Below are 19,724 nucleotides of genomic sequence, written 5' to 3'. Positions count from 1 at the left end.
GTACTCCCGAGCGTAGTACTTCGAGAGCTTATGCAAGAAGTCGCGGCGCTTCCGACGGAGGTCGCCATAACACTCCGCAACTCGCCGCCGTTGCTCCTCGTAGTTGTTCGACCCGTGTTGCTTCCGCGAGAGCTTCCGTTGCTCGCGCTCCAGTCGCTCCCGTTCGTCCGCGAGGTCAAGCGACCCGACCGCCGTGCCGTCGGTGTCGTGGGCGTACTTGAGAATCCCCACGTCGATACCGACGCACTTCTCGGGATTCTCAGGCGGTTCGGGCGGTTCACGGTCCATTTGGACGCCGAAGGTGGCGAACCACTCGCCCGTCGGTTCCTTCTTGACCGTGACCTGCTTGACCGTGGCGTCGTCGGGAATGGCGCGGTGAAGCCGAATCGGTATGTCCGCGAGTTTCGAGAGTGACAGCACAGTCTGACCGCCCTTCTTGTCGAGCTTGAAGCCAGACTGACTGTACGTGAAACTGCGGAACTCTCGTGGCGGCTTCCACTTGAGTTGACCGACGCCGTAGCCGTTCTGCTTGAGCGCCGATAGTCCTTTGAGATTGTCGAACAGGCGTTCTACGACGGTTTGGAGAACCTTCGAGTACACGTCCGTGAGGCCGTCCCACCACGTTTTGAGGTTGGGCAGTTCCGACCGCAGGGTGGTTATGGACGGCAGTTCGCCGTGTTCGTCTTGGTACTCGTTGAGGCGGTAGAGCGTGTGGTTGTAGAGTTGCCTACAAATGTCTCGGTGGCGGTCCAACTCCTCACGGTGGGCGTCGGACGGCTTGAGACGGTACTTGTAGGCGTAGTACATGGCTCTCTACTCGCGTTGGTTCTCGACGTACTGTTTCAGCACATCCAGCGATACCTGCCCCGTCGAGATGAGACAGTACGAGTCGTTCCAGAACGAATCGCCCCACGGTTCGGTCTTCAGTTCGTCCGCGTACTCGTTGCGGATACGGCGGGCGGTCGCGCCCTTGACCGTGTTGATGAACTTCACGAGGCCTGTGGTTGGTTTCGCTCGGAACAGGATGTGAACGTGGTCGTCCTCGCCGTCGAGGTTCGTCAGTTCGACACCGTAGTTGTCGGTGAACCCACTGATGACCTCGTGAATGAATTGGGTTCGCTCCTCGGTTAGCACTCCGCGCCGATACTTCGTGGTGAGTATCAGGTGGTAGTGCAGGGAATACGTCGAGTGCGCTCCCGAGTCGAGGTCATATTCCATTGGGTTTGTTCAATACGATGCTACCCTACTGAAAAAACGTTACGATTGCGTGGGGCTGTGGGCCTGCAACCGTAGAGTGTATGAGAACCGTGCGGCGGTGTATCCCCTGCCTGCTCGCGCCTCCCATTCGGTCGGGGCTCGGTGAGGAAGGGGGCTTAGCGCCTCGGTACAGCTAAACCCGGTCCCGGGGTATGAGTGGTATGCAGCAGGCGGCTCCGCAGGCGTTCGACCGCGTGCTCTCGTCGATGTGCACCGACCCGCACCCAGCCGCGCGTGCGGCCGCGGAACGCTTCCTGGCGACGAACCCCGGTGATCCCGCGACTTACGCCGAAGTCGCCGACCTCGAAGCCCGCGCGGTGGCCGCGCTCGGAGCGATAACCGGACTCGCTACCGCGAGCGGGGCGGGCGAGGGCGCCGAGGAGCCCCCACACGGCTACGTCACCGGCGGCGGCACAGAGGCAAACCTCCAGGCGGTCCGAGCCGCGCGGGACCGCCGGAACGTCGACGGCGCGAACCTCGTCGTCCCCGAGAGCGCCCACTTCTCGTTCACGAAGGCCGCCGACGTCCTCGGCGTGGAACTCCGGACAGTCTCCACCGACGCCGACCACCGGGCCGACACCGACGCGGTTGCGGCCGCGGTCGACGACCGGACGGCGCTCGTAGTCGGCGTGGCTGGGAGCACCGAGTACGGCCGGGTCGACCCGATCCCCGAGATCGCCGACATCGCACACGACGCCGGGGCGTACTGTCATGTCGACGCCGCGTGGGGCGGGTTCCTGCTCCCGTTCACCGACCACGCGTGGGGCTTTGCGGACGCCCCGATCGACTCGCTGACGATCGATCCCCACAAGTGCGGCCGGGCGGTGATCCCCGCGGGCGGGTTGCTGTTCCGCGACGCCGCCGGTATGGACGTCCTCGCGGTCGACACGCCCTACTTGGAGTCGCGGTCGCAGGCGTCGCTCGCGGGTACCAGAAGCGGTGCGGGCGTCGCGAGCACCGTTGCCGCGATCGACGCGCTGTGGCCCGACGGCTACCGCGACGAGTACGAGCGCGCCGACGGGGTCGCGCGGTGGCTCGCCGGCGAACTCCGGGACCGCGGACAGCGGGTGGCCGATGTCGAGCTTCCGACCGTCGTGGCCGACCTCGGCGGGGGCGTAGTCGAGTCGCTCCGCGAGCGCGGGTGGCGGCTCTCCCGGACCGGCTGCGGACTCGCCCGGGTGGTGGTGATGCCGCACGTCACCCGGAAGATACTCCGAGCGTTCCTGGGTGACCTCGACGAGGTACGGTAGTCGGCGTCGACTCGCAGGCGTGACTCGATGGGGCGGTGGCGTCGGGCGCCACCCGTCCGATCCGCGACTTTTTAACTCGGTCCCGAGTATGGCGGGGTATGCGCAGAGCGAAGATCGTCTGTACGCTCGGCCCCGCGTCGGACGACGAGTCCACGATTCGGGCGCTCGCAGACGCGGGAATGAGCGTCGCGCGGCTCAATGCCAGCCACGGGACGCCGGCGGACCGGCGGGCGGTGATCGACCGGATCCGAACGGTCGACGGGACGACCGAGGAACCGCTCGCAGCCATGGTGGACCTCCAGGGCCCGGAGGTCAGGACCGCGCCGGTGTCGGAGCCGATCCGGCTGGAGACCGGCAGCGAGGTCCGGTTCGTGGCGGGCGACAATGCGACGCCCGAAACGGTGGGGTTGTCGTACTCCGTTGCTGCGGCCGCCCCCGGTGATCGGATCCTGCTGGATGACGGGCGGATCGAGGCCACCGTCCGGCGGGTCGACGGCGACACGGTGGTCGGGCGGATCGACTCCGGCGGTGAACTCGGTGGCCGGAAGGGCGTGAACCTGCCGGGGGTCGACCTCGCAGTCGACCTCATCACCGAGCGCGACCAGCGGGAACTGGCGCTGGCGGCCGAGACCGAGGCCGACTTCGTGGCGGCGTCGTTCGTCCGGTCGGCGGCCGACGTCTACACAATCAGCGACGCCTTAGACGACAATGGGGCGGACATCCCGGTCATCGCGAAGATCGAGCGGGCGGGCGCAGTCGAGAACTTAGACGAGATCATCGAGGCCGCCTACGGGGTGATGGTGGCCCGCGGCGACCTGGGAGTCGAGATGCCGTTGGAAGACGTCCCGATCATCCAAAAGCGGATCATCCGAAAGTGTCACGCCACCGGGACGCCGGTCATCACCGCCACAGAGATGTTGGACTCCATGGTCTCGGCGCGGCGCCCCACCCGAGCGGAGGCTTCCGATGTCGCGAACGCGGTCCTCGACGGCACCGACGCAGTGATGCTGTCGGGCGAGACCGCGATCGGCGACGACCCTGTCAGGGTGGTTGAGACTATGGACCGGATCGTCCGGCAGATCGAGGCCAGCGCCGAGTCCGACGAGAACAGGGAGGCTCGGATCCCGACCGCCGACGAGGAGTCCCGGACCGAGGCGCTCGCCCGGTCGGCCCGGTATCTGGCGCGAGACGTCGGCGCGAGCGCCATCGTCGCGGCGTCGGAGTCGGGGTACACCGCGCGGAAGACCGCGAAGTTCCGCCCCGGCGTGCCGGTGGTGGCGACCACTCCGGACGACCGCGTCCGGCGCCAACTCGCGCTGTCGTGGGGGATCACCCCGAAATACTCGGCGTACCGCGAGGACATCGACCGGATGATGGAAGACGCGGTCGACGCCGCACTCGACGCCGGCGTCGCCGCGTCCGGGGACACGCTCGTTGTCCTCTCGGGCATGATGACCGAACTAGAGGAGACAAACACCACGAATATGTTGAAGCTTCACGTCGCCGCCGAGGCGGTCGCGACGGGGCGGAAGGTCGTTGGCGGCCGGGTCGCCGGTCCGCTCGTCGTCTCCGATGACGGCGACCTCTCGGACGCCCCGGCGGGCGCGATCCTGTCGCTGTCGGCGACCTTCGACGGTGAGTTCGTCGGCGACGCGACCAAACTCGCGGGGATCGTCGACGCCCGGCCGGGTATGACCGGTTACCCCGCCATCGTCGCCCGCGAACTCGACATCCCGATGATCTCGGGGGCCCCCATCCTGGATCGGGTGTCGTCGGCAGAGACCGTGACGCTCCACGCCGAGCGCGGCGTTGTCTACGAGGGCGACCTGATCAGACACCGGCGGCGCGAACCCGCGGAGTGGTAGGACCACGGAGCCGGCAGGACTTTTTCGATGGCGACAGTAGTGGGTATGATGGCTGAACCGGACCCATCGAGCGATCCAGACGGCGACGCAGGCGAGAGCCGGGCGACGCCGCGTCTCGCCAACCCGCCCGACGGCGACGCCGACAGCGCCGGAACCGGAGTGGACGACGTCGACAGCGCCGGAGCCGGAGTGGACGACGTCGACAGCGCTGGAGCCGGAGTGGACGACGCCGACAGCGCGGGCCGCTCGGTTGCGGACCCCGGGGCGCTTCGGGAGCCCGAGCCGATCGAACCCGAGCCGCTCCGGGCGGAGAATGCGGTGTTCGTGCTCCTCGGGGCGTTGGGAACCGTGGCGCTTCTCGGAACAGTGCTCGTCCCCGGACTCCTCTGAGGCGGCTCGGCGGCGGCATCCCCCTGCCCGCTCCGGCGGGTGTCGATTATCACGTCTGATGTTTCGACCGTAGCGTTTTATAAGAGCTGTCCGGTAGCAACGGGTACTGACGGTATCCACGATGTCATACGTGCCTTTGTTTCTCGCGTTCGGTGTGACCCTTTCGGTGCTGGTGGGTGGCGTCGCGCCCGTCTCGGCGCTCGGCGAGTCGGGATCGAACCACGCGGGAGCCGCGGCCGACCTCGACGGCGGTGCGGGCGCCGGGGACGGCGTCCGCGCCCAGACCGACGACGCCTCCGCGTCGTTCCCGGAGAACCTGACGGTCACACGGGGCGACGAGGTGACGGTCGCGGTCAGCCACTCCGATCCCGCGAACGTGACGATCGGTAGCGACGACAACGGGTTCAACGTCACCGTCTCGGTGGGCGGCAGCGGCACCACCGAGATCGTGCTCGACACCCGCCGAACCACCGCTGCGGACCCCACCGAGTTCGTTGAGGGCGGGAGCGTAACCCTACACTCTGACCCGCTCGACGAGCCGATGAACCCCGCGGAGTACCTGCTGCGGGTGGAGATCGATGGGGTGGAGTACGACATCGGCACGCTCACCGTCGAACCCCGCGGAGAGTACGCCGCCGAGTCGAACCGCGCGCCGGGGGCGTTCACCCCCGCGGAGTACGTCGGCGGCGGCGAGGACGGTGACGCCGACGTGGGGCCGCTTTCGGCGGCGACGACGTCGGGGACCACCGTCGCCCGCGGCGACTACGCCGTGGTCCGGTTCGAGGAGAGCGGGCTCGAAACCGCGCTGAACGCCTCGGATCTGACCGGTAGCGACGCCGCGAACGGCCTCAAGGTGAACTTCACCCAGACCGAGCCGGGACCGAACACCCAGCCCCGCGAGTACGTCGCCACCGACACCGCCGACGTGACACTGCTTCCGAACCTCGCTGACGACGAGTTCTACGTCGTCTGGAACACGAGCGGCGTCGACTTGGAGAACATCGACGCGCGGAACCGGTATCGGGCGTCGCTGTCGCTGACCGCCGAAAGCGGGTTCGTCGAGGGGGACACCACGCTCGCGTCGACCACGTTCGACCTCCGGCGGCAGTCGGCGTCGGTGTCACCGGCCGACGACGCCACCCACTACCCGTGGGACAACGACACGTTCGTTGTCGAAGGGCACACGAACCGCGCGCCCACCACCGAACTCGAAGTCCGACTCCGGTCGACCGACCCCGGCGCGTTCCTCCTCATCCGGACAGCGGCTGTGCGCGAGGACGGCCGTTTCAATGCGTCGCTGGACCTCAGCGACGTCACCCGCGGGACGAACGCCACGTTGTGGGTCCGTGGCCACGTCCCCGAAACCAGACAGACGGTCCACCTGGTCGCTCCGGACCCCGGCGTCCGGTTTCAGAACCAGACCGCGAACGGGACGACCGTCGAGGTGACCCGCGCGGAACTCCCCGAGGGCGGATTCGTCCGACTGGTCGACGAGGGTGGGGAGGTCGTCGGCCGCTCGGACTACCTCGAACCCGGGCGTCACACCGCGATAACGGCCGAACTCGGGACCCCGTTGTTCGAGACCCAGCGGCTCCGCGCTGAACTCGTCCGGGCCGGTGACGAGGGATCGTACAACCCCGGGTCGCCGGCGTACACGACGGGCGACGCGGTGGTGAACGACACCGCGGTGGTGAACTTCCCGCCGGAGCCGACGGAGACGCCCGCCGCGACCGACGCGCCGGCCACGACCGATACCGCCACACGGACCGCGACACCGACTGCCACGCCGTACCCCGTCGCAACCCGGACGCCGTTGTCGTCGTCGGGAGCGACGCAGTCAACCATCCCGCTGTCGCCGGCGGTCGCCATTACGGCGCTGCTCGCTGCGGCCGCGCTGCTCGCACGCGGAGGTGGGTCGTCGTGATCCCCGAACTCGATCCCGAGGATTTCGTCGGGTTTCTGGCGGCGCTGTGGGACGACCGTGGGTGGGACACCTCGATCCGGGAGCGGTCCGACGAGACGTATTTCGTGACCGGAACGCGTCCGGACGGGAAGCGCGGCGTTATCTACACCTTTCCGACCACGACATCGACGGTGACCGAGCGCCACGTCAAGGCCTTCGTGACGTTCTGCCGGAAGAAGGGAATCGACGTCGCCGTGGTGGCGACACAGGGGGCGTTCGCCGAGGGTGCAGAACGGGTGGCCTCGGAACGGGGTGTCCACCTTCTCGACCGGTCGAAGCTCGCAGAGACCGTCGAGGCGGGTGATCTCGGCGACGTACTGGCCCAGTTCACCGAGGCCGACGGCTCCGGGGGGGCGCTCGGTCAGCTCCGCGACCTCGGTGTTCCAGTCCCGTCGTCGATCAGGGGCGGGCTCCCGTCGGTCGCGGCCATCGGCGCCGCGACCAACGGACTCCTGCCGGTCGGCGATGAGAGCGCCGACACGACAACCGGGTCGGGCGGGTCGCCGCCGGCTGACCAGCCTGCGTCCTCGTCGTCGTCACCCGACGGCTCAGGGATTGTCGCGAGGTGTCGGGCGTACGCCACCCGGCCGGTCCCCGCCATCCTGCTCGCGGTCACGCTGCTCGTGGCGTTCACACTCGGCGCGACAGTAGGCCCCGCGGTCGGGCTCGGCGTCGGGGGACCGCTCTCGGGCGGCGGCGACGCCGGCCCGGAGGTCTCGGCGGTGTCGACCGCGGGCGGGGCGAACGCCACCGCGGACGTGCGGTGGAACGCGCGGGCGACCGACTCGCTGACGGTGGGTGGGACCACCTACGACGCCCCGGCCGACCAGACGTTCCTCGTCGTCAGTATGAACGTGACGAACGGGGGCGACGACCCGGTACAGCTCGCGGAGTCGGCGCTGGCGGCGGACGTCGCGGGGACGCGGTACGGCCACCAACCGCTCGACGGCGTGACGGGCTTTCCGAGCGCCGGGCTGTTCGCGCCGGGCGACACCCGCGAGGTCTGGACGGTGTTTGCCGTCCCCGACGACGCCGGGAGCGTCACCATCGTCCTCGACGATGAGGCGAAGGTCCGGTTCGTCCGCGACGGGGGCGTGACGCCCGAGGCGACCATCGACGACGGCTGACGGGGATCCGAAGGGGAACGCTCCGGACCACTGGCGTTTTTGTCGGTGAAGGACATCTCACCGGCCACCCGTGCTCCAGTCGCTCCCGTGGCTCGCGTTCGCGTCGATTGCCTCCGGGGTCGTTTCGGTCGGGTTCGTGTGGTTCCTCTGGCCGTACCGGGACCGGCTCGGGGGGCGCTTCTTCGTCGCGACGATCGGTTGTGAGGCGTTGTGGGCGCTTTCCTACGGCGTCGCGCTGTTCGTCTTCGATCCGAGGCTGCGGTATGCGTTCGAGGTTCCGATCTGGCTCGCTATCAACTTCATCGGCGTGTTCTTCCTCGCGTTCGCGTTGGAGTACACCGGTCGGAGCGAACTGCTGCGCTCGAAGGCGATGGGGGCAGTCGTCGGGTTCCAGGTCCTCCACACCCTCGTGGTCGTCACCAATCCGATCCACGGGATCGCGTGGACCGGCTACCGGATCGACCCCGTCTTCGGGCTGGCGACGGTGACCTACGCCCACCAGCCGTGGCTGTTCGTGAACGCCGCGGGGTTCGTCGCGATGATCGGGGTCGCGTCGTTCCTGCTGGCTGAGACGGTGTTCAGCTACGGTCCCCTCTATCGGACGCAGGCGGCGGCAATCGCGATCTCGCCGATCTTCCCCGGGCTTCCGTTCCTCCTGTGGCTCGCGGAGGTCGGATCTGCACCGCCGCTGAACCTGACGCCCCTGCTCTTCCCGATCCACCTGGCGTTCGACATGTACGCGTTCTTCTCGCGGGACATGTTCGACATGGTCCCCGCGGCCCGCCGGATCGCCGACCGCGCCGCGATCGACACCCTCGGGACCCCGGTGGCCATCGTCGACGCCGGCGGGCGGCTCATCGACTGTAACGACGAGGCCACGCGCGTGCTGGGGCTCCCGGCCGGCGCAGCCCTTGGCGGGCAGTTCTCTGCGTACGCCCCGGAGATCGACCCGACGGCGAGCGGGGAGACCACCGCCCGGACGGTCGACGGGGTAGAGCGGACCTACACCGTCACCACCGCACCGCTCGAAACTGCCGGGGGCACAGTGGTCGGCAACTCGGTGGTGTTGCAGGACATCACCGCTGAGCGCCGACGCGAGCAGCGGCTCGCGGTGCTCAACAGGGTGTTGCGCCACAACCTCCGGAACGACCTGAACGTCGTCCAGGGGTATCTCGACCTCGGCGTCGATCGGGTCGACGACCCGGACGTGCGGGATATGCTGGAGACCGCGGCCCGGACGACCGCGGGCGTGGTCGAACTGGGTGAGAAGGCCCGGAGCATCGAGGACACGATGGGGACCGACGCGGGCGGCACCACCACCCTCGCGATCCGCCCCGTACTCGAAGACATCCGTGCGGACCTCCTCGTAGACACGGACGCGGAGATCCGGATCGAGGTGCCGGCGGACCTCTCGGTTCGGACCGACGCAGCAGTGCTCGCGGTCGTCTTCGAGAACCTCCTCGAGAACGGGGTGGAACACAGTTCCACTAGCAGTCAGGTTTCACCTGACGACGGGGTGGAACACACCGACGCCGACACGCCGGTCGTGACCGTCCGCGCGGTCGACGTCGACAGCGGCGTGTGCTTCGAGGTTGCGGACGACGGCCCTGGGATCCCCGACCACGAACTCGAGGTGCTCGGCGCCACCGAGGAGACGGCGTTGGAACACGGCAGCGGGCTGGGGTTGTGGATCGTGAAGTGGGGCGTGGCCTCCCTGGGCGGGACGGTCGAGTTCGACACCGCCGACGACGGCACCACCGTACGGGTGACCCTACCGGCTGTCGGGAACGACGGGGACCCGGCGGAACCGGTGGACGGGACACACCCCCCGACTCACGGTGACAACCCTTAATCCTCCGACAGCCCTACGCGTGATATGTTCGAACCGTCCCTGGTCGCCATCCAGCTCTCCCTTCCGCCGGGGACGCTGCCGCTCGTCCTCGTTGCCGCCGGGCTCGGACTCAGCGTTCTTGAAGCGCTCGCGCCGGGCGCTCACTTCATCGTGCTCGGGGTTGCGCTCTTGGCCGCCGGGCTGGTGGGGCTGCTGCTCGGCCCCTTGGCGTCGCCCATCGTCCTCGGCGTGTTCGTGTTGGTCTTCGGGGCGCTCGCGATCTACGGCTACCGCGAGTTCGACGTCTACGGCGGGAAGGGCGCCGGCCGAACCAGCGACTCCACCAGCCTCCGCGGGCGGGCCGGCCGAGTGACAGAGCGGGTCACCCCAACTGAGGGCGAGGTCAAACTCGACAACGGCGGGTTCAACCCGCTGTACTCCGCGCGGTCGGTTGACGGCGAGATCCCGGAGGGGACCGAGGTGCTGGTGATCGATCCCGGCGGCGGCAACGTCGTGACTGTGGAGTCAGTGTCGGCCGCGTACGACGACATCGACCGGGAGCTCGCACGCGGCCGGGACGAGGAGACTGATAGAGCGGACGGCCGTGCGACCGAGGCGAGCGAGGAGGAGACCGGCGACCCCGAGGACGGAACCGGAGACGGAGAGCCAGACATCGAATCCGAGACGGAGCGCGCCTGAAAACCGCCGGACGCAGGCGTCGAACGCTGTCCTTCTTTCACAACAGCTATTATGTCGCCGGCGGCTTCTGCGCACATGTCCGAGCACGTCAGCCGCCGAAGGTTCCTCCAGGGCGCCTCGCTGGGCGCTATCGGCGGCGTCGGTGGCTGTCTCCGGCTGACTGAGTCCACGGCTGACACGCCGACACCACGATCGACGGACGCCCCCGACACCGGAACCGCTCCCGACGCGACGGCCGCGCAGAGCGGGACGCCGTCCTCGTCGTTCGACGCTCGCGAGAGTTGGACGCTTGACAAATACGGCAGCGACATCGTGACCTACGACGGGACGTTCTACCTCTCGACGTGGGTCTCGAAGCAACTCCTCGCGGTGCAACCCGACGGAACGATCGAGTGGGAGACCGACCAACTCGGGAAGTTCAAACGCGACTCGCTGTCGGTGACCGAGTCGACGATTTTCGCACGCGGGTACGGCGGCCAACTCACCGCGGTCGAGCGGTCGAGCGGGACACCGCTGTGGAACTTCACCGGCGGACGGTACGATTCCTGGACCACGAAGCCGCTGGTCACGGACCAGTACGTCATCTGCGCCAATCGGGGTGACACGCCCGAGACCGACGACGAGTACGTCGTGTACGTCCTCGACCGCGGGTCCGGCGACGTGGTCGACACCATCGAGTACACGGGACTCAGATCCCCGATCGAATCGATCGGCCGAGTCGGAAATAACCTGTATATCGGGACGTTCAATTTCATCGACCTCTACGCGCTCGATTCGCGGTCGGCAGTCGCGTCGTACGACGAACACCTGTACGGGTCGGGGTACGTTCGCGACGGCGACCTCTTCGTCGCCACCTCCAGCAACGTCTACCGATACCGACTCACCGGTTCGGAACACGAACTCACGTGGGAGGCCACGCTCCGCGGGTCGGTCAGCGATCTGCGCTTCACGTCCGACGGGATTCTCGCCAACGGCGAAGCGGGCATTTTCGATGTCGGGTACGACGGCGAACAGCGGTGGTGGGGCGAGATGGACGCCTACACTGACCGACCCGCGGTCGTCGACAACTACGTCTTCGCTCTCGACAAATTCCACCAGCTGCGGATGTTCGATTTCGACTCCGGCGACCGGCTCGCCGAGGCCACGCTCCCGTCGGAGGGGCTACCGCTCGCACCACTCGCGAGTATCGATCGGACTCTCCTGGTCGGGCTCGAACCGCTGCTCGCGTACGACGTCCCGTAGCTGTCGCCTCGTCGCTACGGCGTTGCATCCCCGGGCCAACCCTTATGACCGCGACACTCCAATATGGCGTATGGCATTTGGTCCCGTTTCGTTACAGCTCGGGCTCGGGATCCCGACGGTCGGGCTCCTGGCGCTCCTCCTCGCGGTCGTCACCGTCTACCAGATGGTCGAGATCGTCGACGCCTACGAAAAAAAGACGCTGACGGTCTTCGGCGAGTACCGGAAGCTTCTGGAGCCGGGGATCAACTTCATCCCCCCGTTCGTCTCACGGACGTACCCGTTCGACATGCGGACACAGACCCTCGACGTGCCCCGCCAGGAAGCGATCACGCGGGACAACTCGCCCGTGACCGCCGACGCGGTCGTCTACATCAAGGTGATGGACGCCAAGAAGGCGTTCCTCGAAGTCGACGACTACAAGCGCGCAGTCTCGAACCTCGCCCAGACCACGTTGCGCGCGGTCATCGGCGACATGGAACTCGACGACACGCTCAACAAGCGCCAGGAGATCAACGGTCGGATCCGCCGGGAACTCGACGAACCCACAGACGAGTGGGGCGTCCGCGTCGAGAGCGTCGAAGTCCGCGAGGTCAACCCCTCGAAGGACGTCCAGCAGGCGATGGAGCAGCAGACCTCCGCCGAGCGCCGTCGGCGGGCTATGATCCTGGAGGCGCAGGGTGAACGCCGTTCCGCGGTTGAGGAGGCCGAAGGTGAAAAGCAGTCCAACATCATCCGTGCGCAGGGTGAAAAGCAGAGCCAGATCCTGGAAGCGCAAGGTGATTCGATCTCCACGGTGCTCCGTGCGAAATCCGCCGAATCGATGGGCGAGCGCGCGATCATCGAGAAGGGAATGGAGAGCTTAGAGACCATCGGGCAGGGTGAGTCGACGACGTTCGTGCTCCCGCAGGAGCTCACCAGCCTGCTCGGGCGGTACGGCCGGCAGCTGACCGACTCCGACGTCCAAGAGTCCGCCGGGCTCGATAGCCTGGAGTTCGAGTCGGAGACCCGCGAGCTGCTGGGACTCGACAACATCGAGGAGATCCTCGGGCAGATCGACGCCGCAACCGAGATGGACGTCGAAGAACTCGAACAGGAGGCCGAGGCGATCAAACAGGGCGGCGGCGTCGACATCCAGAGCCCTGATGAGGTCGTTGACGACGTCGGGGCCGACGAGACAACCGTCCCCGATGCCGACGCGACGCCGGGGACCGACACCGACAACGAAGTCGCAGGCAACAGCACCGACGAGGCGGACGACGAACGCGCCGTCGAGACCGAAACGGAGTGACGACCGGCGCAGGCGTGCGCTTCCACCCCAGCTTCCCGGCCCCCCGTCCCGTTCCCTGGTATGAGTCCGCGGGAACGAAGCGTTTTTGTCCGATTCGATCCAACAAAGCGTATCCGGATGTCGGACCGCGACATCGACCAAGAGAAGCGGTCGACCCTCCGGCGCTTCGCCGCGCTGGGAGCGGCGGCGCCGCTCGCGGGACTCGGCGGCGTCGGGTCCGCGGCCGCCGCCGACGCGGAGACCACGGACACCCGCGAGGCGATCCGGGGGTACGTGGCGTCGACCCCCGGCGCCCACTTCTCGAAGGTTCGCGACGATCTCGGTTTGGGGACGGGTGAAACGCAGCATCACCTCCGCCGGCTGGTTGACGACGGCGCTGTCGCCTTCCGTCGCGACGGCGATTACAAGCGCTTCTTTATCGCCGGCCGATTCTCCGAGTTCGAGCAGGTTGCGCTGGGATACCTCCGGCGGACGACCCCGCGGGGGATGCTGCTCGAGCTCCTCGCGACCCCGGATGCGACGGGGTCGGAGCTCGCGGCCAGCCTAGACGTCTCGCGGCCGACTGTCAGCGGGTACGCGGGCGACCTCGACGAGGCGGGGGTGCTTTCCCGTGACGACGGCTACACCGTCGAGCGACCGGAGACGGTCCTGACGCTTGTGGTCAGGTATGCGGACTCACTGGGTCCCGAAGCGGTCGCCGTTGCCGACGGCGCCGACGAACTGCTGCAGTACGATCCCTGAAGCGACCGTGCCGGTTCGCGGCGGCGTACGGAGACTGCAATCCGAACGCCTCGCACTCCAGGCCGGTGGGGATGTCACGCCGACTCGGTCGGCGTTGCGGTCTCTGCTTGCTCCTCGACATCGGACCGCGACACGAGCGCCCTCACCGCCGCGGAGTCCAGCAGGCCGATGATGGGGGCGGCCTCACCGGTCAGGACAACCGCGCCGAGCGTGGCGTACTCATCGGCGACGTCGACACCGTCCGTCGCTTTCGCTGTTTCCGCGAGCGCGGAAACGGCGTCGCTGATGAACTCCTCTTGGAGGTCTGTGGCCTGTTCCTGTGCCTCTTCCCGGGAGATGTTGCCGTTCTGGAGTTCCTCCCGTATTCTGAGCCGTTCCCGTTGGAGAGCTTCCTGATCGACGGTAGCGATGGCGCCGACGCCGTCGACATTCGCCCCGTCGCCGTCGGTCTGTGCCGCGTCGGCTCCGGAGCCGTCGCCGCTACCGAGGTTGAGCTGGTCCGTGCACCCCGCGAGCAGGGTGCCGCCGCCCACGCCCGCGCCTTCGAGCAGCCGTCGGCGCGTTGTCGTCGGGTCGGTCATTGATGAGCGAATTTGTGACCACGCACTCACAAGCCTGTGTTTCGCGGCCCAGGCGGGTTCAGCCGCTACAGCGTCACTTTCCAGGTCGTTCCCGACGAGTAGCCCCACTTTTCGACGGTGATGCCTACGTCGCCGTTGAGCAGGGCACGCATGTTCGCGCCCACCTCCTTCGCGGAGAGTCCGACCTCTTCGGCGATCAGCCTGGATTTGAAGTAGGTCCGGTCATCGGCGTGAGTTCGGAGGTACCGGAGGATTCGGCGCTGTTTCTCGTTGAGATCCGTCCCGGACGCCGCGGTGGTCGTCGTGCTCATACGACGGCACACGCCTCCGGGCGGTATGAGGGGTTTGGTACGGGTGGCTAACACCGCGCGGTACTGCGATTTTCCCGATGAAACCGTCGCGTGGTCGGCCGAGCACGCCGCGTGAGGTACGGTCGCCGAACCCGACTCGCCCCGGTCCCGCCCCACCTCCCACGAGTCATACTGTCGGCTATAGTCGCGTGACGTATTTCGACACCCCGGGTGTCGAAAATCTTCACGTAGTTATAACCGACAGTATCAGAACGTTCATACTCGCCGGAGTCACATAAGGGATCGATGGATGGTCCTCGGCCCGGCAGTCCTTCCACCACCGATCCCGACGTCGAATCTGCGGTCTCCGTGAGTGTCGTCCTCCCGGCGTACAACGAGGCCGACACCATCGAGTCGACAATAGCAACGACGCTTCGGCGCCTCGGGTCGTTCCTCGACCCCGGAACCTTCGAGGTGATCGTCGCGGAGGACGGCTGCGACGACCGGACCCCGGAGATCGCGGACCGGCTCGCGGCCGGCGACGACCGCGTCCGCCACCTCCACAGCGACGAGCGGCTCGGCCGGGGTGGCGCCTTAGAGGCCGCGTTCAGGGCTGCCAGCGGCGACACCCTGGTCTATTTCGACACCGACCTCGCGACGGATATGCGCCACCTCGAAGAGCTGGTTACCCGGGTCGAGTCGGGCAGTGCGGACGTCGCGACCGGCTCCCGGTGGCTCCCGGAGAACGTCGCCGACCGGCCGGCGAAGCGCGGCGTTCCCAGCCGGATCTACAACGGCTTGGTCCGTGTCTTCCTCCGGTCGGACCTCCAAGATCACCAGTGCGGATTCAAAGCGATCAGCAGAGACGCGTTCGACTCGCTCGAAGCCGACATCGCGGACGCCCACTGGTTCTGGGATACCGAACTCCTCGTCCGCGCACAACGCGGCGGGTACGAGGTGGTGGAGTTCCCGGTCGAGTGGACCCCGAAAGGCGATACGAAGGTCGACCTTGTCCGCGACGTCCTCGGGATGGGGAGTCAGATCCTCCGGACGTGGTGGCAACTGTCGGTTCGCCCCCGGCTCTCCCAGCGGGTGGGCCTCGTCGCGGGCGCGGTGCTCGCGGTCGTGGCTCTGTTCTTGATGACCCGGTATCTCGATTTCGGGGCCGTGCTCGCGGAGATGCGCGAGGCCGACCCCGTGCTGGTCGGGGCCGCAACGGTGGTGTATCTCCTGTCGTGGCCGCTCCGGGGCCTCCGGTACCGCGACATCCTCGCGGAACTCGGCCACCACGAACACGTTGGCTTCCTGACCGGTGCGGTGTTCATCAGCCAGACGGGGAACTTGGTGTTTCCCGCCCGAGCGGGCGACCTCATCAGGGCGTACGTGGTGAAAGCGCGCCGCGGAATCCCCTACCCGACGGGCTTTGCGTCGCTGGCGGCCGAGCGAGTGTTCGATCTGCTCACGATCGCCTCGATGGCCGGGGCCGTCCTCATCGGGTACACCGTGACCGGCCGGACGGCGGAACTCGCCCGGACAGTCGTCGGCGCGGAGGGCGCGGGCCGCGTGGCAGTCGTGGTCGCAACGGGGGTTGGCCTCGCCGCGGTCGCCGCCGCGGCCGCCATCGCGCTCTCGGCGCGGCGTGATCGCGATCTCGTCGCGGCCGCGGTCTACCGGGTGAGCACCGACTCCTACGCCGACTTCGTGGTCGGCGTGATCGAACGGTTCGTCGACGACCTCCAAGCGGTGGCCGGGACCCGCCGCGGGTTCGGCCGGGTCGGGACAGTGAGCGCCGTCGTGTGGACGCTGGACGTGGTGACCGCGTTGCTGGTGCTCGCGGCGTTCGCGCCGGGACTGGGCGCGGTCGAACTCGTCGCGGTGAGTTTCTTCGCGGTCAGCGTCGGCAACCTCGCGAAGGTGCTCCCGTTGTCGCCCGGCGGCGTCGGGCTCTACGAGGGGGCGTTCACGCTCCTGGTCGTGGGGCTGACGCCGCTCGGCCCGGAGCTCGCGCTCGGCGCGGCGGTGCTGGATCACGCGGTCAAGAACCTCGTGACCGTCATCGGCGGGTACGCCTCGATGGTCGGTCTGAACGTCTCGTTGACGACCGCTGTCAAGGAGAGCCGCGGGGTCCGCGATCGGGGTGACGAGGCGCCCGAACTCGATTAGCTCCGGCACCGGTGCGAACCCCGGTGAGCACTGGGGTCAGTAGAGATCCGTCAGGAACGGCCCCGAGGCCGCCGCTACTGCCGTCGCCAACGCGTCGGTTCGGGTGGTCCGGCCGGCGGTGAGCGCGCCCGCCGCGCCCTGGTTCTCGGCGACGTTCGACGCCCCGAGCACGTCGTCCATCACCGGGCCGAGCTCCTCGCCGTCACCGATCCGGGCCGCGATGGATTCGGGCAGCGGGTAGCTGGGGCCGCCGCCGACGCCCCACCTGTCGCCGTCGGTTACCGCCGCCCACATTATCAGGTACCGGTCGGCAGCCCCAGCGTCGCTCGTCTCGCCGGGGTCCACGGCGGTAACGCCACCCTCCAGCCCCACTCCGAGGTCGTATCCGCCCGACTCCAGCGCTCGCTCGGCGCGGGTTCGGGCGCCGCGTTTGGTCTCTCCGCGTCCGATCGGCTGTTCGGAGACGCCGGAGGGGACCGGCTCGACGACGACTTCGGCCTCGCTGAAGATCCGACCGGTTGCGTCGCGTTTCACAGGGTTGCCGCTGCCGACTGCGACTCGCATACCCCGGAGTCGGGAACTCGGGTGAGGAACCGTTTTCGGTTCGATCGGCGGCGACGTGGCGGCCGGGCGCGGGGTCGGCGTGGGAGTTACTCGTCGCCGTCGAACAGTTCCGCGAGCGTCTCGATGCCGTCCAACAGCGCGGGGCTGGGCTGGTTCAGGAGGTCGTCGTCGAGGACGTGAACCGAGGCGTCGAGGTCCCAGCCCCGTTCGGCGAGGATGTCGGGATCCGCGCGGTCGCCGTGACCGCAGTGGTGGACCACGACGTGGTCGGGGTCTGCGGCCGCGACGCGGGCCTCCGTGACCTCCCGAGAGCGATCGCCGGGGTCGCAGAACGGGTGCCGGCCGCCGGCGGCGGCGACCGCGTCGGGCACCCAGTTGCCCGCCGCCATAGGCGGGTCGCCCCACTCCTCGCAGTAGACGACCGGCCGGGGGTCGGCGTCCGTCCCACTCGTCCCGTCTGTCCGCTCCGACCCGTCCGCCACCCGCTCCCGAACTGCGGCCAGCCGGTCGCGTGCGTCGGCGGCGAGCCGCGTTCCCGCGTCGGGCCGGCCGGCCGCGCGTCCCACCGTCTCGAAGGAGTCGACGACCCCATCGAGCGTCGCGGGTTCGACGTGGCAGACGTCGTAGCCGCGGTCGCGGAGGTCGTCTCGCACGTCGGCCTGCAGCGGGTCGGCGGTGTAGACCAGGTCGGGATCGAGATCGGCCAGTCGGTCGTAGTCGGGGTTCAGCCACCCGCCGACCGGTGGGCGGTCCAGCCCACAGTGGACCGTAACGCCGACCACCGCGTCGCCGGCGCCCATCGCCGACAGGGTTGCCGTCGCGCTCGGTGCGAGCGAGACGATCCGGGTGGGGGTGCCGGCCCCCGACACGGGTGTCCCTGTCGTCATCCGCTCCCGGTCGCCCGCCTTGTGGCCGGACGCCCCGGGTGGGGAAGCGTCAGACGGATGCATACTCGTGTTCACCCCGGGCGTCGATAAGTGCGTTTCGGCGGCTGGCGCCCGCCGCCGCGGCCCCGCGACCGACGTATATATACTATCACAGTCGTTCCACATAGACGGCCAGAATACGGGCTGTGTGCTGGATTCGGGAGACCGATTCCGAACCGTTTTTATATTCTCCCTCGGTGAGAATCGTACGGACCGCACCGGCCCAGTACTTCCGATCCCGGGGCCGGCGCATTCGTTGTATACTGATGAGCGAGAAGAGCACGTACACTCGCGTGAACGCGAGCACGAGAGACGAATCGCAGAGAGACGACGGTCGAAGCGGTGACTCGGTCGGCCAGCGGTGGGTTCGCCCCGGCGAGGAGACTGAACAGGAAGACGAACAGACCACAGACGAGGAACTCGTCTGTCCGGAGTGCAGCGGTAACGTCGTCACCGACGATGAGCACGGTGAGACCATCTGTGCGGACTGCGGCCTCGTCATCACCGAAGACTCCGTCGACCGCGGCCCGGAGTGGCGCGCGTTCGACTCCAAGGAGAAAGATCAGAAGTCCCGGGTCGGTGCGCCGACCACGAACACGATGCACGACAAGGGGCTGTCGACCAACATCGACTGGCGCGACCGCGACGCCTACGGCAACTCCCTGTCGTCGAACCAGCGCCAGAAGATGCAGCGGCTCCGGAAGTGGAACGAGCGGTTCCGGACCCGCGACTCGAAAGAACGGAACCTCAAACAGGCGCTCGGCGAGATCGACCGCATGGCCTCCGCGCTCGGCCTCCCCGAGAACGTTCGGGAAACTGCCTCCGTGATCTACCGTCGCGCGCTCGATGAGGACCTCCTGCCCGGTCGCTCCATCGAGGGCGTCGCGACCTCGTGTGTCTACGCCGCTGCTCGAATGGCTGGCGTTCCGCGCTCACTCGACGAGATCGCGGAAGTCTCCCGCGTTCCGAAAAGCGAGATCGCGCGCACCTATCGATACATCGCGCGGGAGCTCTCTCTGGAGGTCAAGCCCGCCGATCCCGAGCAGTACGTCCCTCGCTTCGCCTCGGAGCTCGGCCTCTCCGACGAGGCGAAGCTTCGCGCGCGCCAACTGCTGAAGAACGCCAAGGAGAAGGGCGTCCACTCCGGAAAGTCGCCGGTCGGCCTCGCCGCGGCCGCGGTCTACGCCGCCGCGCTTTTGACCAACGAAAAGACGACCCAGGCCGCGGTGAGCGAGGTCGCTGACATCTCCGAGGTCACGATCCGGAACCGGTACCACGAGCTGTTGGAAGCCGAAGAGAGCATCGGGCTCGCCTGATTCGGAGTCCCGTAACGGACTCTCCGGTCGTTCCTCGTCCGATTCGGTGCTGACCGCTACGTCTCGACGTACGACCGTCAGCTCACCCGCCCTACGTTCGTTCAAAACGATGGATCCGGGAAGGAGTGGCCACCGTAGGCCTGCAACTGACTGCACCTCTGATAACGGCTACTCTCACTGTGCACCGCCGAGCGAAACCCCCGCTGACACCGCTCGGCGGTACAAGGCGAG

General features: G+C 67.8%; 18 protein-coding genes. 12 read left to right on the top strand and 6 right to left on the bottom strand.

The window, feature by feature from the left end:
* A partial coding sequence (locus IEX72_RS10830) for an RNA-guided endonuclease InsQ/TnpB family protein (protein ID WP_188787406.1) occupies positions 1-807 on the bottom strand: 807 nt, incomplete at its 3' end.
* A 6-nt stretch (positions 808-813) separates the two neighbouring features.
* On the bottom strand, positions 814-1,218 hold the full coding sequence (tnpA, locus tag IEX72_RS10825) for an IS200/IS605 family transposase (protein WP_188787405.1): 405 nt from the start codon (positions 1,216-1,218) through the stop codon (positions 814-816).
* A gap of 200 nt (positions 1,219-1,418) precedes the next feature.
* Between tnpA and mfnA the strand changes: the two genes are divergently transcribed.
* The 10 genes from mfnA to IEX72_RS10775 all read left to right on the top strand — a co-directional run bounded on the left by mfnA (position 1,419) and on the right by IEX72_RS10775 (position 13,653).
* The gene (gene mfnA / locus IEX72_RS10820; protein WP_188787404.1) at positions 1,419-2,507 is read left to right on the top strand and encodes a tyrosine decarboxylase MfnA; all 1,089 of its coding nucleotides are present in this window, start codon (positions 1,419-1,421) and stop codon (positions 2,505-2,507) included.
* Positions 2,508-2,605: 98 nt separating this feature from the next.
* Positions 2,606-4,372, top strand: a complete 1,767-nt coding sequence (gene pyk / locus IEX72_RS10815; RefSeq protein ID WP_188787403.1) for a pyruvate kinase — start codon at positions 2,606-2,608, stop codon at positions 4,370-4,372.
* A gap of 48 nt (positions 4,373-4,420) precedes the next feature.
* Positions 4,421-4,762 (top strand): DUF7312 domain-containing protein, encoded by a 342-nt coding sequence (locus tag IEX72_RS10810; protein WP_188787402.1) that lies wholly within the window; start codon positions 4,421-4,423, stop codon positions 4,760-4,762.
* A gap of 121 nt (positions 4,763-4,883) precedes the next feature.
* Positions 4,884-6,686, top strand: coding sequence for a DUF7282 domain-containing protein (locus tag IEX72_RS10805; protein ID WP_188787401.1), 1,803 nt, complete (start codon positions 4,884-4,886; stop codon positions 6,684-6,686).
* Positions 6,683-7,852 (top strand): restriction endonuclease, encoded by a 1,170-nt coding sequence (locus IEX72_RS10800; RefSeq protein ID WP_188787400.1) that lies wholly within the window; start codon positions 6,683-6,685, stop codon positions 7,850-7,852. Before IEX72_RS10805 ends, IEX72_RS10800 begins: the two co-directional genes overlap by 4 nt.
* 70 nt (positions 7,853-7,922) lie before the next feature.
* On the top strand, positions 7,923-9,704 hold the full coding sequence (locus IEX72_RS10795; protein WP_188787399.1) for a sensor histidine kinase: 1,782 nt from the start codon (positions 7,923-7,925) through the stop codon (positions 9,702-9,704).
* A 24-nt stretch (positions 9,705-9,728) separates the two neighbouring features.
* Positions 9,729-10,382 carry an NfeD family protein gene (locus tag IEX72_RS10790; protein ID WP_188787398.1) on the top strand — a complete coding sequence of 218 codons (654 nt, stop codon included), beginning with the start codon at positions 9,729-9,731 and terminating at the stop codon, positions 10,380-10,382.
* Positions 10,383-10,457: 75 nt separating this feature from the next.
* On the top strand, positions 10,458-11,624 hold the full coding sequence (locus IEX72_RS10785; RefSeq protein WP_188787397.1) for an outer membrane protein assembly factor BamB family protein: 1,167 nt from the start codon (positions 10,458-10,460) through the stop codon (positions 11,622-11,624).
* A 70-nt stretch (positions 11,625-11,694) separates the two neighbouring features.
* Entirely contained in the window at positions 11,695-12,912 is a 1,218-nt protein-coding gene (locus IEX72_RS10780) for an SPFH domain-containing protein (RefSeq protein WP_188787396.1), read from the top strand.
* A 117-nt stretch (positions 12,913-13,029) separates the two neighbouring features.
* Entirely contained in the window at positions 13,030-13,653 is a 624-nt protein-coding gene (locus IEX72_RS10775; RefSeq protein ID WP_188787395.1) for a winged helix-turn-helix transcriptional regulator, read from the top strand.
* A gap of 74 nt (positions 13,654-13,727) precedes the next feature.
* Here the strand turns inward: IEX72_RS10775 and IEX72_RS10770 are convergent, their stop codons facing one another.
* Positions 13,728-14,234, bottom strand: coding sequence for a hypothetical protein (locus tag IEX72_RS10770; RefSeq protein ID WP_188787394.1), 507 nt, complete (start codon positions 14,232-14,234; stop codon positions 13,728-13,730).
* Positions 14,235-14,299: 65 nt separating this feature from the next.
* On the bottom strand, positions 14,300-14,545 hold the full coding sequence (locus IEX72_RS10765) for a DUF7123 family protein (RefSeq protein ID WP_188787393.1): 246 nt from the start codon (positions 14,543-14,545) through the stop codon (positions 14,300-14,302).
* A gap of 285 nt (positions 14,546-14,830) precedes the next feature.
* Here IEX72_RS10765 and IEX72_RS10760 point away from each other — a divergent pair, with 285 nt between their 5' ends.
* Positions 14,831-16,687 (top strand): flippase-like domain-containing protein, encoded by a 1,857-nt coding sequence (locus IEX72_RS10760; RefSeq protein WP_188787392.1) that lies wholly within the window; start codon positions 14,831-14,833, stop codon positions 16,685-16,687.
* A 36-nt stretch (positions 16,688-16,723) separates the two neighbouring features.
* Here the strand turns inward: IEX72_RS10760 and IEX72_RS10755 are convergent, their stop codons facing one another.
* Both IEX72_RS10755 and IEX72_RS10750 read right to left on the bottom strand, forming a co-directional pair.
* Positions 16,724-17,251, bottom strand: coding sequence for a DUF84 family protein (locus tag IEX72_RS10755; protein ID WP_188787391.1), 528 nt, complete (start codon positions 17,249-17,251; stop codon positions 16,724-16,726).
* Between the two features lie 86 nt (positions 17,252-17,337).
* Positions 17,338-18,138: a helical backbone metal receptor gene (locus tag IEX72_RS10750; RefSeq protein ID WP_188787407.1), complete on the bottom strand. Its 801-nt coding sequence runs from the start codon at positions 18,136-18,138 to the stop codon at positions 17,338-17,340.
* 305 nt (positions 18,139-18,443) lie between these two features.
* On the opposite strand from IEX72_RS10750, the gene IEX72_RS10745 reads away from it, so the two are divergent.
* Positions 18,444-19,493: a transcription initiation factor IIB gene (locus tag IEX72_RS10745; protein ID WP_188787390.1), complete on the top strand. Its 1,050-nt coding sequence runs from the start codon at positions 18,444-18,446 to the stop codon at positions 19,491-19,493.
* Positions 19,494-19,724 lie beyond the last annotated feature (231 nt).

It is taken from the genome of Halobellus salinus (genome assembly GCF_014646875.1).
Taxonomy (GTDB): Archaea; Halobacteriota; Halobacteria; order Halobacteriales; family Haloferacaceae; genus Haloquadratum; species Haloquadratum salinum.
Note: the sequence above shows the minus strand (reverse complement) of the source record. Positions and strands in the feature narration are given on the sequence as shown.

Coding starts and splice junctions, on each gene's coding strand:
- IEX72_RS10755 (WP_188787391.1), bottom strand. CDS start 17,251: ATGCGAGTCGCAGTCGGCAGCGGCAACCCTGTGAAACGCGACGCAACC.
- IEX72_RS10810 (WP_188787402.1), top strand. CDS start 4,421: ATGGCTGAACCGGACCCATCGAGCGATCCAGACGGCGACGCAGGCGAG.
- IEX72_RS10790 (WP_188787398.1), top strand. CDS start 9,729: ATGTTCGAACCGTCCCTGGTCGCCATCCAGCTCTCCCTTCCGCCGGGG.
- IEX72_RS10765 (WP_188787393.1), bottom strand. CDS start 14,545: ATGAGCACGACGACCACCGCGGCGTCCGGGACGGATCTCAACGAGAAA.
- IEX72_RS10750 (WP_188787407.1), bottom strand. CDS start 18,138: ATGACGACAGGGACACCCGTGTCGGGGGCCGGCACCCCCACCCGGATC.
- mfnA (WP_188787404.1), top strand. CDS start 1,419: ATGCAGCAGGCGGCTCCGCAGGCGTTCGACCGCGTGCTCTCGTCGATG.
- IEX72_RS10760 (WP_188787392.1), top strand. CDS start 14,831: ATGGATGGTCCTCGGCCCGGCAGTCCTTCCACCACCGATCCCGACGTC.
- tnpA (WP_188787405.1), bottom strand. CDS start 1,218: ATGGAATATGACCTCGACTCGGGAGCGCACTCGACGTATTCCCTGCAC.
- IEX72_RS10780 (WP_188787396.1), top strand. CDS start 11,695: ATGGCATTTGGTCCCGTTTCGTTACAGCTCGGGCTCGGGATCCCGACG.
- IEX72_RS10775 (WP_188787395.1), top strand. CDS start 13,030: ATGTCGGACCGCGACATCGACCAAGAGAAGCGGTCGACCCTCCGGCGC.
- IEX72_RS10805 (WP_188787401.1), top strand. CDS start 4,884: ATGTCATACGTGCCTTTGTTTCTCGCGTTCGGTGTGACCCTTTCGGTG.
- IEX72_RS10785 (WP_188787397.1), top strand. CDS start 10,458: ATGTCCGAGCACGTCAGCCGCCGAAGGTTCCTCCAGGGCGCCTCGCTG.
- pyk (WP_188787403.1), top strand. CDS start 2,606: ATGCGCAGAGCGAAGATCGTCTGTACGCTCGGCCCCGCGTCGGACGAC.
- IEX72_RS10745 (WP_188787390.1), top strand. CDS start 18,444: ATGAGCGAGAAGAGCACGTACACTCGCGTGAACGCGAGCACGAGAGAC.
- IEX72_RS10770 (WP_188787394.1), bottom strand. CDS start 14,234: ATGACCGACCCGACGACAACGCGCCGACGGCTGCTCGAAGGCGCGGGC.